This is a genomic window from Nocardioides currus (assembly GCF_003057875.1).
Lineage (GTDB): Bacteria > Actinomycetota > Actinomycetes > Propionibacteriales > Nocardioidaceae > Nocardioides > Nocardioides currus.
The window spans coordinates 152014-166277 of record NZ_PYXZ01000003.1 but is presented as its reverse complement, the minus strand read 5'-3'; the positions used below and the strand labels follow the sequence as shown (position 1 = coordinate 166277).

The 14264-nt window shown below is 72.3% G+C and carries 18 protein-coding genes and 1 pseudogene; 10 read left to right on the top strand and 9 right to left on the bottom strand.

From position 1 onward, the window contains the following. Positions 1 to 22: 22 nt before the first annotated feature. The 3 genes from C7S10_RS09625 to C7S10_RS09615 all read right to left on the bottom strand — a co-directional run bounded on the left by C7S10_RS09625 (position 23) and on the right by C7S10_RS09615 (position 2264). Positions 23 to 673, bottom strand: a complete 651-nt coding sequence (locus tag C7S10_RS09625; protein ID WP_108344218.1) for a CE1759 family FMN reductase — start codon at positions 671 to 673, stop codon at positions 23 to 25. Next, the gene (locus C7S10_RS09620) at positions 670 to 1806 is read right to left on the bottom strand and encodes an LLM class flavin-dependent oxidoreductase (protein WP_108344217.1); all 1137 of its coding nucleotides are present in this window, start codon (positions 1804 to 1806) and stop codon (positions 670 to 672) included. The genes C7S10_RS09625 and C7S10_RS09620 overlap by 4 nt, the downstream gene beginning before the upstream one ends. Before the next feature lie 71 nt (positions 1807 to 1877). Then, a complete protein-coding gene (locus C7S10_RS09615; RefSeq protein WP_207769315.1) occupies positions 1878 to 2264 on the bottom strand; it encodes a hypothetical protein in 387 nt (128 codons plus the stop codon). A 150-nt stretch (positions 2265 to 2414) separates the two neighbouring features. On the opposite strand from C7S10_RS09615, the gene C7S10_RS09610 reads away from it, so the two are divergent. From C7S10_RS09610 to C7S10_RS09585, 6 genes are read left to right on the top strand one after another with little or no spacing between them, the layout of a single operon-like run. Continuing rightward, positions 2415 to 3266: a glycerophosphodiester phosphodiesterase family protein gene (locus tag C7S10_RS09610; RefSeq protein WP_108344371.1), complete on the top strand. Its 852-nt coding sequence runs from the start codon at positions 2415 to 2417 to the stop codon at positions 3264 to 3266. Then, positions 3206 to 3502: a metal-sensitive transcriptional regulator gene (locus C7S10_RS09605; protein WP_108344216.1), complete on the top strand. Its 297-nt coding sequence runs from the start codon at positions 3206 to 3208 to the stop codon at positions 3500 to 3502. Before C7S10_RS09610 ends, C7S10_RS09605 begins: the two co-directional genes overlap by 61 nt. Next, positions 3499 to 3705, top strand: a complete 207-nt coding sequence (locus tag C7S10_RS09600) for a heavy-metal-associated domain-containing protein (protein ID WP_108344215.1) — start codon at positions 3499 to 3501, stop codon at positions 3703 to 3705. The genes C7S10_RS09605 and C7S10_RS09600 overlap by 4 nt, the downstream gene beginning before the upstream one ends. Beyond that, the gene (locus C7S10_RS09595) at positions 3702 to 4574 is read left to right on the top strand and encodes a hypothetical protein (protein ID WP_108344214.1); all 873 of its coding nucleotides are present in this window, start codon (positions 3702 to 3704) and stop codon (positions 4572 to 4574) included. The genes C7S10_RS09600 and C7S10_RS09595 overlap by 4 nt, the downstream gene beginning before the upstream one ends. After that, complete coding sequence (locus tag C7S10_RS09590) at positions 4561 to 6687, top strand: heavy metal translocating P-type ATPase (protein ID WP_108344213.1); 2127 nt, start codon at positions 4561 to 4563, stop codon at positions 6685 to 6687. Before C7S10_RS09595 ends, C7S10_RS09590 begins: the two co-directional genes overlap by 14 nt. After that, positions 6684 to 7370, top strand: a complete 687-nt coding sequence (locus C7S10_RS09585) for a DUF4396 domain-containing protein (RefSeq protein ID WP_243395293.1) — start codon at positions 6684 to 6686, stop codon at positions 7368 to 7370. The genes C7S10_RS09590 and C7S10_RS09585 overlap by 4 nt, the downstream gene beginning before the upstream one ends. Here the strand turns inward: C7S10_RS09585 and C7S10_RS09580 are convergent. Beyond that, a complete protein-coding gene (locus tag C7S10_RS09580; RefSeq protein ID WP_108344212.1) occupies positions 7262 to 8683 on the bottom strand; it encodes an alpha/beta hydrolase family protein in 1422 nt (473 codons plus the stop codon). The genes C7S10_RS09585 and C7S10_RS09580 overlap by 109 nt on opposite strands. Positions 8684 to 8939: 256 nt before the next feature. Between C7S10_RS09580 and C7S10_RS09575 the strand changes: the two genes are divergently transcribed. Next, the gene (locus C7S10_RS09575; protein WP_108344211.1) at positions 8940 to 9659 is read left to right on the top strand and encodes an EcsC family protein; all 720 of its coding nucleotides are present in this window, start codon (positions 8940 to 8942) and stop codon (positions 9657 to 9659) included. Between the two features lie 12 nt (positions 9660 to 9671). On the opposite strand, the gene C7S10_RS09570 is transcribed toward C7S10_RS09575, so the two are convergent. The 3 genes from C7S10_RS09570 to C7S10_RS09560 all read right to left on the bottom strand — a co-directional run bounded on the left by C7S10_RS09570 (position 9672) and on the right by C7S10_RS09560 (position 11041). Beyond that, positions 9672 to 10211 (bottom strand): hypothetical protein, encoded by a 540-nt coding sequence (locus C7S10_RS09570; RefSeq protein WP_133176477.1) that lies wholly within the window; start codon positions 10209 to 10211, stop codon positions 9672 to 9674. 70 nt (positions 10212 to 10281) lie between these two features. Further along, positions 10282 to 10695, bottom strand: coding sequence for a hypothetical protein (locus C7S10_RS09565; protein ID WP_108344209.1), 414 nt, complete (start codon positions 10693 to 10695; stop codon positions 10282 to 10284). Further along, on the bottom strand, positions 10688 to 11041 hold the full coding sequence (locus C7S10_RS09560; protein WP_108344208.1) for a hypothetical protein: 354 nt from the start codon (positions 11039 to 11041) through the stop codon (positions 10688 to 10690). Before C7S10_RS09560 ends, C7S10_RS09565 begins: the two co-directional genes overlap by 8 nt. Before the next feature lie 26 nt (positions 11042 to 11067). On the opposite strand from C7S10_RS09560, the pseudogene C7S10_RS09555 reads away from it, so the two are divergent. Both C7S10_RS09555 and C7S10_RS22760 read left to right on the top strand, forming a co-directional pair. Then, positions 11068 to 11805: pseudogene (locus C7S10_RS09555) on the top strand (DNA polymerase IV); the annotation flags it as partial. A gap of 55 nt (positions 11806 to 11860) precedes the next feature. After that, on the top strand, positions 11861 to 12112 hold the full coding sequence (locus tag C7S10_RS22760) for a DinB/UmuC family translesion DNA polymerase (RefSeq protein ID WP_243395292.1): 252 nt from the start codon (positions 11861 to 11863) through the stop codon (positions 12110 to 12112). A 15-nt stretch (positions 12113 to 12127) separates the two neighbouring features. Here the strand turns inward: C7S10_RS22760 and C7S10_RS09550 are convergent, their stop codons facing one another. Further along, complete coding sequence (locus C7S10_RS09550; protein WP_108344207.1) at positions 12128 to 12589, bottom strand: PPOX class F420-dependent oxidoreductase; 462 nt, start codon at positions 12587 to 12589, stop codon at positions 12128 to 12130. 77 nt (positions 12590 to 12666) lie between these two features. On the opposite strand from C7S10_RS09550, the gene C7S10_RS09545 reads away from it, so the two are divergent. Next, positions 12667 to 13050, top strand: coding sequence for a YbaB/EbfC family nucleoid-associated protein (locus C7S10_RS09545; RefSeq protein ID WP_108344206.1), 384 nt, complete (start codon positions 12667 to 12669; stop codon positions 13048 to 13050). Between the two features lies 1 nt (position 13051). Here the strand turns inward: C7S10_RS09545 and C7S10_RS09540 are convergent, their stop codons facing one another. Continuing rightward, positions 13052 to 14245 (bottom strand): RimK family alpha-L-glutamate ligase, encoded by a 1194-nt coding sequence (locus C7S10_RS09540; protein ID WP_108344205.1) that lies wholly within the window; start codon positions 14243 to 14245, stop codon positions 13052 to 13054. Positions 14246 to 14264 lie beyond the last annotated feature (19 nt).

Genomic DNA, 14264 nt, shown 5'->3' with positions numbered 1-14264 from the left:
ATGCCACGCCGTCACCCGGCGATCACCCGGAGTGGCCGCGCAGCAGGTCGGCGAACTCGGTGACAGGGGCCAGGTCGTTCCCGGACGTACGGCGCCGCGCGGTCGGGTCGGGTGCGAACCCGGCCACGTGGTCGCTGCCCGCGACCACGACCGCGTTGGCCAGCTCGGCCGCGGCCCGGGCGACCCGGTCCGCAAGACCGGTGGAGCCGAAGTCCTCGGTGGCGGCGAACACCCCGGTGGGCAGCACGACGGCTCGCAGGTAGGAGAACAGCGGGCGCATCGCGTGGTCGAGCACCAGCGAGTGGCGCGCGGACCCTGCAGTGGCGGCGACCAGCACCGGCAGGCCGTTGAGGGCGTCGGTGTCGAGCGCGTCGAACATCATCTTGAACAGCCCGCTGTAGCTCGCGCTGAAGACAGGCGTCACGGCGATCAGGCCGTCCGCCGCGGAGATCTGCTCGCGCACGGCGGCGAGACGCTCGGTCGCGACGCCCCCGCTGGTCATGTAGGCGGCCAGGTCCTGGGCGAGCTCGCGCACCTCGACGTACTCGAAGCTCACGGCCTCGCCGCGGGCGCCCACCGCCGCCGCGACGGCGTCGGCGAGCTGGTCGCCGAGCAGTCGGGTGGAGGAGGGGATCGTCAGTCCGGCGGTGAGGACGACGATGCGGCGGGTCATGCGCTGGCTCCTTGTGAGGCGGTCGCCCTGGCGGGCTCGACGAGGTGGTGCGGGGCGTTCGGGCCGGCCGCGACGAGGGTGGTGTGGGTGGGCGGGTCGCTCGGGACGTGGGCCGGGCGACGGCGGTCGAACTCGGCGCGGAGCACCGGGACGACCTCGCGACCGAGGATCTCGATCTGCTCGAGCACGACGTCGGTGGGCAGTCCGGCGTGGTCGACCAGGAACATCTGGCGCTGGTAGTCACCGGCGTAGTCGGCGAACCCGAGGGTGCGCTCGATGACCTGCTCGGGGGTGCCGACGGTCAGCGGGGTGGCTCGCGTGAACTCCTCGAGCGACGGGCCGTGGCCGTAGACCGGGGCGTTGTCGAAGTAGGGCCGGAACTGCTTCCTGGCCTCCGCCTCGCTGGTGCCCATGAAGACCTGCCCGCCGAGCCCGACGAACGCCTGGTCGGCGGCGCCGTGGCCGTAGTGCTCGAAGCGCTGGCGGTAGAGCCTCACCATCTGCTCGGTGTGCTCCTTGTTCCAGAAGATGTGGTTGTGGAAGAAGCCGTCGCCGTAGTAGGCCGCCTGCTCGGCGATCTCGGGGCTGCGGATCGAGCCGTGCCACACGAACGGCGGGGTGCCGTCGAGCGGGGCGGGCGTGCTCATGTAGCCCTGCAGCGGGGTGCGGAACTGGCCCTGCCAGTTGACGACGGGCTCGCGCCACAGGGTGCGCAGCAGGTGGTAGTTCTCGACCGCGAGCTTGATGCCGTCGCGGATGTCCTTGCCGAACCACGGGTAGACCGGGCCGGTGTTGCCGCGACCCATCATCAGGTCGACGCGGCCGCCGGAGAGGTGCTGGAGGAAGGCGTAGTCCTCGGCGATCTTCACCGGGTCGTTGGTGGTGATCAGCGTCGTGGACGTGGAGAGCAGCAGCCGCTCGGTCTTCGCCGCGATCCAGGCCAGGTGCGTGGTGGGCGAGGAGACGACGAACGGCGGGTTGTGGTGCTCGCCGGTCGCGAAGACGTCCAGGCCGACCTCCTCGGCCTTGAGCGCGATCCGCGTCATGGACTCGATGCGCTCGCCCTCGGTGGGCGCCACACCGGTGGTCGGGTCGGGGGTGATGTCGCCGACGCTGAAGATGCCGAACTGCATGGTGCCCTCCTGGATCTAGTAGTTGAAGACTGTACTACCTGTAACGGCGACCCGCACCGCCCTATTCCGCCTCAGGCGGTGTAGCCACCGAGCAGCTCGGCCAGCTTCATGTGCGGCTCCGCCTCCTCGCGCTTGCTCTGCCGCTGCAGCGAGCGACCGATGAGCAGGTGGGCGTAGGCCTCGCCGGGGTCGGCCGCCAGCACCTCGCGAGCCGCCTCGATCGCCGGCCCGAGGAGCGCGGAGTGGTAGTAGGACCTGGCCAGCAGCAGGCGCACCTCGGTGAGGGCGTGCACGACGTCGCCGGGGTCCTCGACCAGCTCGCGCAGCAGCACGATCGCCTCGCGGTAGGCCCGGTCCTCGAACAGGGACTGGGCGCGCACCCAGCGGTCGTGCGTGGAGTCCGACAGGAGACCGGCGTGGCCCGCCAGCAGCTCCTCGAAGGGCGTGAAGTCGGTCATGGTCGGGCTCCTCTCGGGTGGACTGTCGCCGCCACAACGCCGACCTGGGGTGTCCGATTCCCGCTGGTCGCGTGACGGGTGCGTGAACAGTCGCCGATCCTCGCGGGTTCCGCTTCCCGCAGCCTCGGTCGCGCTCGCATGCTGGCGACCATGAGGTACGGCGAGGAGCACGGCCCACTCGCGATCGCCCACCGCGGCGGCGTGGCGCTCGGTCCGGAGAACACGCTGGCGACCTTCGGGCGGGCGACCGCCCTCGGGGTGCGCTACCTGGAGACGGACGTGCAGACCACGCGCGACGGAGAGCTGGTCTGCTTCCACGACGCGTCGCTCGAGCGGATGACCGGCGTCGCCGGCACGATCGCGTCGCTGGACTCGGCGCAGGTGCGGCGGATCCGGGTCGTCGGGGGTGAGCCGATCCCGAGCCTGGCCTCCGCCCTGCACGCCTTCCCCGACACGCGGTTCGCGATCGACCTGAAGGACGACGCATCCGGTCCCGCGCTGGTGTCGCTGCTGCGCGCCAATCGGGCGTGGGCATCACGCATCTGCATCGCCGGCGCGTGGTCCAGCCGGCTGCGTCTCGTGCAGCAGGCCGTGCCCGACGTGACGACGGCCCTGGGCTGGCGCGCCCTGACGACCCTGATCGCGGCCTCCCGGTCCTACGCCCGCCCGCCGGCACGGGTGGCGTCGGGCACCTTCGCGCACGTGCCGCTGCGGCTCGGACGGGTCCCGATCTACGCCGAGCGGGTCGTGCGTCGCGCCCACGCCCTCGACATCCGCGTCGCCGTGTGGACCGTGGACGACCAGCCCACGATGCACCGCCTCCTCGACGCCGGGGTCGACGCGATCATCACCGACCACCCCGACCGCCTGCGCGAGGTGCTGATCGCGCGCGGCGAGTGGGCTCCCTTGAACGGCATACCCCCTAGGGGTATGTTGAGGCCATGGCCACCGAACACAGCTACGTCGCCCACGGCACCAAGGACGCCCACCTCAAGCGCCTGAGGCGCATCGAGGGGCAGGTCCGCGGGATCGCCCGGATGGTCGACGAGGAGCAGTACTGCATCGACATCCTCACCCAGGTCTCCGCCGTCAACAGCGCCCTGAAGGCCCTCTCGCTCGGCCTGCTCGACGAGCACATGGAGCACTGCGTCGTCGAGGCCGTCCGCGAGGGCGGCGAGGAGCAGTCGATCAAGCTCAAGGAAGCCAGCGCCGCGATCGCGAGGCTGGTGAAGTCATGACCACCACGACCCTCACCGTCACCGGCATGACCTGCGCCCACTGCGTCGCCAGCGTCACCGAGGAGATCCGCGAGCTCACGTCCGTCGAGTCCGTCGCGGTCGACCTCGCGACCGGCTCCGTCACCGTCACCAGCAGCCAGCCCCTCGACCCCGCCGCCGTCCGGGCCGCCGTCGAGGAAGCCGGCTACGCCGTGTCGTCGTGAACACCCCGACCCGCCTGGCGATCTTCGCCGCCGGACTCGTCGCCGCCTTCGGCGCCGCCTGGGGCGTGGGTACGGCGACCGACCCCCTGCTCGACGAGCCACCCGCCGCCCACGACATGGACGGCGCCATGGCCCACGGGGACGCGTCCCACGACGACGGTGGCCACCTCCCCGGCGGCCTGATGGTCAGCCAGGACGGCTACGCCCTGGACCTCGAGCAGACGACCCTCCGGCCCGGCACCCGTCCGGTCGCGTTCACGATCACGAAGGACGGGCACCCGGTCACCGCCTACGACGTCGAGCACGAGAAGCAGCTCCACCTCATCGCCGTACGCCGCGACGGGTCCGGCTTCCAGCACGTCCACCCGACGATGGACGACGCCGGGACGTGGCGCACCGACCTCGACGTCGCGCCCGGTGCGTGGCGGGTCTTCGCCGACTTCACGCCCACCGGGGGCGAAGGGCTGACCCTCGGCGCCGACGTCACCGTGCCCGGTCGGGTCGACGAGCCCGCCCCGGCCACGCCCAGCCGCACGGCGCGGGTCGACGACTACACCGTCACCCTCGACGGCGACCTCGTCGCCGGCGCCGCCAGTGACCTGACCGTCACCGTGACCCGCGACGGCGAGCCCGTCACCGACCTCGAGCCCTACCTCGGCGCCTACGGCCACCTCGTCGCCCTGCGCGACGGCGACCTCGCCTACCTCCACGTCCACCCGGAGGAGAGCGGTCCTGGACCGGACGTGCCGTTCGTGGCGGAGGTCCCGAGCGCCGGCGACTTCCACCTCTACCTCGACTTCCAGCACGACGGCGTCGTGAGGACGGCGCAGTTCCTGGTGCAGGCGGAGGGCCACGATGACGACCACTGACGTCGAGCTCGCGATCTCCGGCATGACCTGCGCGTCGTGCGCCAACCGGATCGAGCGCAAGCTCAACAAGCTCGACGGCGTGACCGCCTCGGTCAACTACGCCACCGAGAAGGCGCGCGTGCAGTTCCCCGCGACGGTGAGCACCGACGACCTGCTGGCCACGGTCGAGGCGGCGGGGTACGCCGCCACGCTGCCGAGCGACGAGCCCGAGGTCGAGGCCCCGGCGACCGACGAGGCGCTCGTCCGCCTGGTCGTCTCCGCGGTCCTCACCGTCCCGGTCGTCGCGATGGCGATGGTGCCGGCCCTGCAGATCGAGTTCTGGCAGTGGCTGTCGCTGACCCTGGCCGCGCCGGTCGTGGTGTGGGGCGGGTGGCCGTTCCACCGGGCCGCCTGGGCCAACCTGCGCCACGGCGCCGCCACGATGGACACCCTCATCAGCATCGGCACGCTGGCCGCCTTCGGGTGGTCGGTCTACGCGCTCTTCCTCGGCACCGCCGGCACCCCCGGCATGACCCACCCGTTCGAGCTCACCATCGAGCGCAGCGACGGCGCGGGCAACATCTACCTCGAGGCCGCGGCCGGGGTGACGACGTTCCTCCTCGCCGGTCGCTGGTTCGAGCACCGCGCGAAGCGGACCGCGGGCGCCGCCCTGACCGGCCTGCTCCGCCTCGGGGCCAAGGACGCGGCGGTGCTGCGCGACGGCGCCGAGGTGCGGGTGCCGATCGAGACGCTCGTCGTGGGCGACACGTTCGTGGTGCGCCCCGGCGAGCGGATCGCCACCGACGGCGTCGTCGAGTCCGGCTCCAGCGCCGTCGACCTCAGCCTGCTGACCGGCGAGCCCGTGCCCGTCGAGGTCGGCGTCGGCGACGCGGTCGTCGGGGCCAGCGTCAACGCCGGCGGCCGCCTCGTGGTCCGCGCCACCTGGGTCGGCTCCGACACCCAGCTCGCGCGACTGGCACGACTGGTCGAGGACGCCCAGAGCGGCAAGGCCCCCGTGCAGCGGCTGGCCGACCGCGTCTCGGGGATCTTCGTGCCCATCGTGCTCGTGCTCGCCGTGACGACACTGGGCTTCTGGCTCGGCAACGGCGCCGGTGCCCCGGCCGCGTTCACCGCCGCCGTCGCCGTGCTCATCGTGGCGTGCCCGTGCGCCCTCGGACTCGCCACGCCGACGGCCCTGCTCGTCGGGACCGGCCGCGGTGCCCAGCTCGGCATCGTGATCCGCGGGCCCGAGGTGCTCGAGTCCACCCGCGCCGTCGACACCGTCGTGCTCGACAAGACCGGCACCGTGACGACCGGCCGGATGACCTTGGTCCCCGGCGACGTGGACGACGACGTGCTGCGCTGGGCGGGCGCCGTCGAGGACGCCTCCGAGCACCCCATCGGACGCGCCATCGCGGACGCCGCCCGCGACCGGTTCGGCGCCCTGCCGCCGGTCACCGACTTCACGAGCACCCCCGGCCACGGGGTGCGCGGCGTCGTCGAGGGCCGCGTCGTCGAGGTCGGCCGCGCCCCCGCCGGCGTCGCCGTCGTCGTCGACGGCACGCCCCGGGGCACCCTGCATGTCGCCGACACGGTCAAGCCCACCTCGAAGCAGGCGGTCGACGACCTCACGGCACTCGGCCTGACGCCGATCCTGCTGACCGGCGACAACCGGGCCGCGGCCGAGGCGGTCGCGGCGGAGGTCGGCATCGACACCGTGATCGCCGAGGTGCTGCCCGCCGACAAGGTCGCCGCGGTCGCCGACCTCCAGGCGCAGGGTCGGGTCGTGGCCATGGTCGGCGACGGCGTCAACGACGCGGCGGCGCTGGCGCAGGCTGACCTCGGGCTCGCCATGGGCACCGGCACCGACGTCGCGATCGAGGCCAGCGACCTCACCCTGGTGCGGGGCGACCTGCGCGCGGCCGGGGACGCGATCCGGCTCTCGCGCCGTACTCTCGCGATCATCAAGGGCAACCTGTTCTGGGCCTTCGCCTACAACGTCGCCGCGATCCCCCTCGCCGCCGCCGGGCTGCTCAACCCGATGCTCGCCGGCGCCGCGATGGCGCTGTCCAGCGTCTTCGTGGTGACCAACAGCCTGCGACTGCGCGGGTTCCGTACGGCGGTGGGTGGATGAACGCCCGCAACGCGATGGCCGCCAGCGCCACCCTGCACTGCCTGACCGGATGCGCGATCGGCGAGATCCTCGGCCTGCTGGTCGGCACCGCCGCCGGCCTGACCAACGCGGTCACGATCGCCCTCTCGATCGGGCTGGCCTTCGTCTTCGGCTACGCCCTGTCGACGTTGCCGCTCGTGCAGGGCGGCGTGGCGCTCGGCTCGGCCCTGAAGGTCGTGCTCGCGGCCGACACGCTCTCGATCCTGACCATGGAGGTCGTCGACAACGCGGTGGTGGCCGTCGTGCCGGGCGCGATGGACGCCGGCCTGGTCAACCCGGTGTTCTGGCTGTCGATGATGCTCGCCCTCGCGGTCGCCTTCGTGGCCGCCTTCCCGGTCAACCGCGCGCTGATCGACCGCGGCCAGGGACACGCGCTCACCCACGACATGCACGGCGACCACGACTCCCATTCGCGCGGGCCGACGATCAGCGCCGGAGCCCTGGCCGCCGCGATCGTGGCGTTCCTCGTCGGCGGGCTCACCGTCTCGGTCGCCGACGAGCTCGCCCAGCGGGGCGAGCCCGCGACGACGCGGAGTCAGGGGGCGATGCCGATGCCCGGGACGTGGCTCCAGGCTCGCTCCTGGGCCGCCGAGATCGCCGGCCAGCGCGTCCCACCGGGACGCGGCTCCACCCGCGAGGCATAGCTGCCGGGCGTGAAGCCGGGGTCGAGGAAGCAGCCGGCGCCGTACGTCGCGTCGAACGCCGGGCACGCCGCGGCGATCCCCGCGGGCGTGGGCCGCACCCCGGTGTCGACCCAGGTCGCGAGGGCGTCCATCGCGGCGGCGTACCCGCTGTTGCTCAGCGCGCTGTGCTCCGACTCGTGCGTGAAGTTCTGCACCAGGAGATCGGCGGTCCCGGCGCCCTCGCGGGTCTCGCGGTAGGCCGACTCGTGCTCCACGAAGGCGGTCGGGTCGTCGGTCGCGTGGAGGGTCACGGTCGGGATCGTCACCGCGCCGGTGAGGTCGCTGTCCCAGGACAGGTCGCGCCGGGCCGACGGGTCCGCCGAGAAGCGCTCGACGCCGCGGTTGAGCGCCCGGTCGTCGTGGCTGCCGGAGTAGCGGACCCCTCGGTTGGAGAACGGGTTCCGATCCCCCAGTCGCTCGTGCACGATGTCGCGGAACGTGAAGGTCGCGAAGCTCAGGTGCGACCCGAGCGTGCGCTCCGGGATCCCGGTGACGGCGAGGATGTCGTCGAGGTTCTGCTGCTGGAGCGGCGTGCGGGTGGCCGGGTCGGACTCGATCCCGGTGCACTCCTGGAGCCGCGCACGCAGCCCGCCCGACGTCATCGTGGAGTCGGCCCGCAGCCCCATCCAGAGCGGGTACTGCGGCTCGGTCGGGCGCGGGTGGTTGCCGCAGTAGTACTGGTAGACCACGCGGAGGTCGACGCGGTAGTCGTAGCCGCGCGACCCGCCGGCCAGCACGCCGTTGGTGAGCAGCACGCCGTCGTACGTCGAGGGGTGGACCTCCACGAGCTTCGCCGCGACGTCGCCTCCCCACGACTGCCCGTGCGCGAAGGTGCGCCCCGGCTCGCCGAACGCTGCGACGAACTCGGTGCGGGCGCTCTCGGTGTCGGCGACGGCCATCCGGGTCCCGAAGCCACCGCGGCGGTAGGCCGAGCCGACCCAGGCGTAGCCCTCGCGCACCATGACCGACCAACGGTCGAGGTCGTCGAGGCTGCGTGAGGCGTCGGTGGGGTCGTCGAGGTCGGGACCGCCGTGGGAGTGGACGACCAGGTCGCCGTTCCACTCGCGCGGGACGGCGATCGCGTAGAAGGCGCCGTTGGCGTCCTGCCCGGTCCAACAGGTCGCCAGCTCCGCGACGGCCGGCGGACACGTCGTCGGGACCGGCGCGGCCTCCGCGGCCTGGGCGGGTGGACCGGTCAGCGCGGCGAGCAGGAGGAGCGTCGCCGCCGGGACGAGGCCGGCCGCGCGGGCGAGGTGTCGCGAGAGGTGCGTCATGGGAACGCCTTCCGGGAGCGGGCACCCGATGCGCCCGACCCGTCGACGCTAGGACGGTGTGACGGTCGTCTCACCCTTGTGGTCGTTGAGTTCGCCAGCAGCCTGGGACGGTCGGCTGGTTGGCAGGTGGATACCGAATCGGCCTTTTCGCGGTCCATCGCCGCCGGCGTTGGTAGCTGGATACCTACTGCGCCGCGGTGGGATCCCGGATCCGTGACGTTGGTATCCAGTTGCCAACCGGTGACAGGATGCGTCCATGGGCCTCATCGACCTCTTCAAGCCGCAGCGCGAGCAGATCAAGGAGACGCGATCGGCGCTCGAGGCGGCCAACGACCCGGACGTCGACGAGGGGACCGCCAACCAGGCGATCAACCGGGTCATGGACATGCTCCTCGACATCGGCCTCGACGGGCGGGGGCCGATCAGGTCGGCGGGTCAGGTCGCCAGCGCGGCCAAGAAGGAGCAAAGCTCCCGCGAGGAGGCGATCAAGGCGATCGCTCGCGGCACGATGTCCCGCGGGGCCGTCGGCGGCTTCGTCACCGGTGTCGGCGGCTTCGTCACGCTGCCGGTCGCGCTGCCCGCCAACGTGCTCGAGTTCTACGTCCAGGCCACCCGGATGGTCGGCGCGATCGCGATCCTGCGCGGCTACGACGTCACGGAGCCGCGCATCCGCACCGCCGTCCTCCTCACGCTGGTCGGCTCGAAGTCCGACGAGGTGCTGAAGAAGGCCGGGATGGCGACCGGCGGCGGTCGCATCACCTCGCTCGCGCTGCGCAACCTGCCCCCCGCGGCGCTGATGGTCGTCAACAAGGCCGTCGGGTTCCGGCTGCTGCGCGGCGTCGGCACCAAGGTCCTGAGCCGCTTCGGCCGGGTCGTCCCCGTCGCCGGCGGCTTCATGGGCGCAGGCATCGACGCCTACATGATGAAGAAGATCGCGGACCACGCGATGAAGGAGTTCCCGGTCGTCACCGACTGACTGCCCGGTGCGTCAGCGCCCGGAGCCGACCCACCTGCTCCACTGGCGACGACCCGGGGCGGAGTCGCCGGGCTCCACCTGCTCGAAGTCGTTGGCCTGGACGTTGACCCGGATCCGGGCCGGCAGCTGACCACCGGTCTTCAGGCAGGCTCGGTCGAAGCTGAACCCGGCCGCCACCCCGTCGGCCCCGCCGCCACCGGTCCTGACCCGGCACCGGACGCGCTTGCCGGCCTCCCAGTCCTTCGTCGTCGTGCGGATCTCGGCGTACTCCGAGAGGTAGGTCTCGTAGTAGACCGCGAAGTCCGGACCCTTGCCTGCCGGCGTGACGTCGAGGAAGACCGTGTAGCCGTCGGCTCCGTAGCCGTCGCCGGAGATGTCGATCGACACGTTGCCGGTCGTGTGGCTGAGGGTGACGCGACGGATGTCGTTGTCCCCGCTGCCGACCTGGTCGCCGGTCGGGTCGTTGATCGTGGTCACGCCCGCGTGGGCGACGGCGGTTTGACCCGCCAGGGCGAGGGCCAGGGTGAGGACTGCTGCTGCTCGAAGCGCCATGGCGGGCACGCTAGTCAGCCCGCGGTGCCGGCGACCATGCCCGCAAGCGGGGATTGATCGGGGCCCGTGCTCAGGTCGCGTGCTCAGGTCGCGGCCTCGTCCGGACCAGCCAGGCCAGGCCGAGGAAGGGCAGCACGAGCGGTAGGTAGCCGTAGCCCTGGCCGTAGTCCGACCAGACGGTCGCGTCCGGGAACAGCTCGGGGTCCAGGACGGTCAGCGTGCCGACCGTGAGCACGCCGACGAGCTCGAACCCGACAGCCGCCCACGCCAGTCGGCGTGGAGCGGGGCCGACCTCGGCGAGCCCCAGCGTGGCGGCGATGTAGACGACGCCCGCCAGCGCGGAGAGCGTGTAGGCGAGCGGCGCCTCGCCCGCCTTGGTCGCGAGCTGGACGCCCGAGCGGGCCGTCGCCGAGAGGGCGAACACGGCGTAGACCGCCACCAGCACGCGGCCGAGTCCCGACCGGGTCGAACCGGCCTCAGCCATGGACCTGCACCATCCGCACGACCAGGAAGGCCGACGTCAGTGCGGCCACGATCAGCACCGCGGTCGCCCCGCGGCTGCGCTCGGACAGCGACCAGAGGACTCCGACGGGGAGCACGACGAGCGCCGCGAGGAGGTAGCCGACGTAGGTGACCGGGCTGGCGACGTCGTCGTCACCGGCGACCTGCACGATCCCGATGACCGCCTGGGCGAGGAACCCGAGCTCGAGCAGGCCGGCCAGGCCGACGAGGAGGTTGTCGGGGCTGCGGTCGAGGGCGACGTACACACCCGCGGCGACCGCGAGCAGCAGCGAGACGACGATCAGGATCGTCTGGAGGGGCTCGATCACAGGCTCGATTCTGACAGGATCGCGTGATGGGCCAGCGGTGGGTGCTCCACGTCGACATGGACCAGTTCCTCGTCGCCGTCGAGCTGCTGCGCCACCCCGAGCTCGTGGGCCTGCCGGTGGTCGTCGGCGGGCGCGGCGACCCGACCGAGCGGGCGGTCGTCTCCACCGCGTCCTACGAGGCCCGCGCGCGTGGCGTGCACTCGGGGCTGGCGCTCAAGCTCGCCGCACGCCGCTGCCCGGAGGCCGTCTTCCTGCCGGTCGACTTCCCGGTCTACGAGGCCGCGTCGGCGCGGGTGATGGCGACCCTGCGCGCGCACCCCGGCGCGGTCGTCGAGGTGCTCGGCTGGGACGAGGCCTTCGTCGGCGTCGAGACCGACGACCCGCACGCGACCGCGCTGGAGATCCAGGCGGCGGTCCTGGCCGCGACCGACCTGCACTGCTCGGTCGGGATCGGTGACACGCTCGTGCGGGCCAAGATCGCGACCGACTTCGGCAAGCCGCAGGGCACCTACTTCCTGCACCGCGACAACTGGCTGGACGTGATGGGCCACCGGCCGACGACCGCGCTGTGGGGCGTCGGCACGAAGATCGGGCAGCGGCTCGCGGCGATCGGGATCGACACCGTCGCGCAGCTCGCGGCGAGCCCGGAGGAGCCGCTCGTCGAGGCGTTCGGACCCAACACCGGTCCGCACATCGGCCGGCTCGGACGCGGCGGCGGGCGGTCCTGGCCCGACGACACCCCCTGGGTCGCGCGGGCGCACGGGCGGGAGACGACCTTCCAGGCCGACCTCGCCGACCCGTGCGTCGGTCGCCGACGCGTTGGCCGAGCTCGCCGAGCGCGTGATCGAGGACCTGGCGAAGGAGGGCCGCGCCGCCGTACGCGTGCACCTCAAGGTGCGCTTCGCGCCGTTCTTCACGTTCACCAAGGTGCGCAAGCTGGCGGGTCCGACGATGGATCCGGCCGTGCTCGCGGACACGGCGCTCGCGCTGTACGACGCCCTCGACGACTCGCGCCCCGTGCGCCTGCTCGGCGTGCGGGCCGAGATGGAGCCGCCCGAGGGCGGCTACTGACCGCCGGTCGGTGGGCTAGACCTGCTCCGGCGGGAAACCGCCGGTGGCCACCGGGCCCCAGCCGGTCGGCGTGATCCGGACCAGCGACTTGCCCTGCTTCACCATGGCGGCGCGGTACTCGTCCCAGTCGGAGTGCTCGCCGGCAATGTTGCGGAAGTACTCCACGAACGGCTCCACGTCGTCGACGGCGTCGATCACCTCGGCGGTCCCGTCGACCTGCACCCACGCGTCGTCCCACTCGTCGGAGAGCACCACGACGCTAACCTCGCCGCGCTTGCGGGCGTTCCTGGTCTTCGCGCGCTGCGGGTAGGTCGCGATGACGATGCGTCCGTCGTCGTCCACGCCCCCGGTCACCGGCGAGGCCTGCGGACTGCCGTCGTGGCGCTGGGTGATGAGGAGCATCCGGTGGCGCGGGCGGACGAAGTCCAGCAGCTCGTCGAGCTGGACCCGGTCGGCGGTGGCGATCTTGGGGCTCATGCCTCGATCGTGGCACGCCTGTCCACAGGCGCCGAACGGGCCGTTCCGCCGTCCTCGTCGCCGGGAAGCCTCACGCCATGACAGACACCGACCCCTGGCTCGACGACCTCCACACCCATGACGCGCGTCAGCTCGAACGCATCGCCCGCCTCCAGGCCGACCTCGCGGAGGTGTACGGCGAGGGGCACACCGCCCACGGACGCGTCCACGTCCGCGTCAACGCCGCGGGCCGCCCGACCGCCCTGACGCTGGAGCCGACCGCGACGTCGCTCCCCGCGACCGAGCTGGCCGCGGCGATCCTGCGCGCCGTCGACCAGGCCGCGGGCGACGCGGCGGCTCGGGTCGCGAGCCTGCTCGGCGACCTGGTGCCGGCCGACGAGGTGGACGCGATGCTCACCGGCGTCCCGTCGCCGGCCGACCGCAGCGCCGTACGCGAGTGGACCGGCGGATCCACCGGTTGACTCACTCCTGCTCGTGGATCGGCACCTTCGGCAGCTTCTTGACCTTCCGGCTCCGCTTGCGGCGGGCCGGGATCATCGAGCGCATCTCCTCGAGCTTGCCGAAGCACAGCAGCCGGTCGTCGGACTCGAGCACGACGGACGCGCGGGGGTTGGGGACGACGGCGGCGCCGCGGTGCAGCGTGAGCACGCTGATGTCGCGCTCGCGCAGGCCGGAGTCGCCCAGCGTCAGCCCGACGATGTCGGCGTCGCCGTGGACGAGCAGCTCGGCGACGCCGTACCCCGTCGAGACGGACAGCCGCTGGCGGACGTCGATCTGCGGGAAGGCGACCTGGTTGTCGATGTAGTCGATGATCGAGCCGGCGACGTCGAGGTTGGTGGCGGTCTCGATGCCCTCGAGGCCGGGCGAGGAGTTGACCTCCATCACGAGCGGGCCGTCGTTGCCCTCGAGCATGTCGACGCCGGCGACGCGCAGGCCCATGATCTGCGCAGAGCGGACGGCGGCCTCCTCGAATGCGGGCTCGAGCTCGACCGGTTCGACGGACCCGCCGCGGTGCACGTTGGAGCGGAACTCGTCGCCCTTGGCGACCCGGCGCATGGCCGCGACGACCCGGTCGCCGACGACGAGCGCGCGGATGTCGCGGCCCTTCGACTCGGAGACGAAGCGCTGGATGAGCACGTTCTGCCGGGTGCTCTGGAGGGTCTCGATGATCGCCTCGGCGACCTTGATGTCGGGCGCGAGGATCACGCCGATCCCCTGCGTCCCCTCGAGCAGCTTGATCACGACCGGTGCCCCGCCGACGCGCTCGATCGCGGGGATCACGTCGGCGCGGTCGCGCACGAAGGTGGTGGCCGGCATGGCGATCTCGTGCTTGGAGAGGATCTGCGAGGCGCGCAGCTTGTCGCGCGAGTTGGAGATCCCGTAGGCGGTGTTGGGCGTGTAGACGTCCATCTGCTCGAACTGCCGCACGACGGCGGTGCCGAAGTAGGTGATCGAGTTGCCGACGCGCGGCAGGATCGCGTCGTAGTCGCTGAGCTGCTTGCCGCGGAACTGCAGGTCTGGCTGGTCGCCCGACAGGTCGATGCCGAAGCGCAGGGTGTTGAGCACCTTGACGTCGTGGCCGCGATCGAGGGCCGCGGTGCGCAGGCGCTGCGTGCTGTAGGAGCGCGGGGCGCGGGACAGGATGGCGAGCTTCACGTCGATCTACACCTGCTTG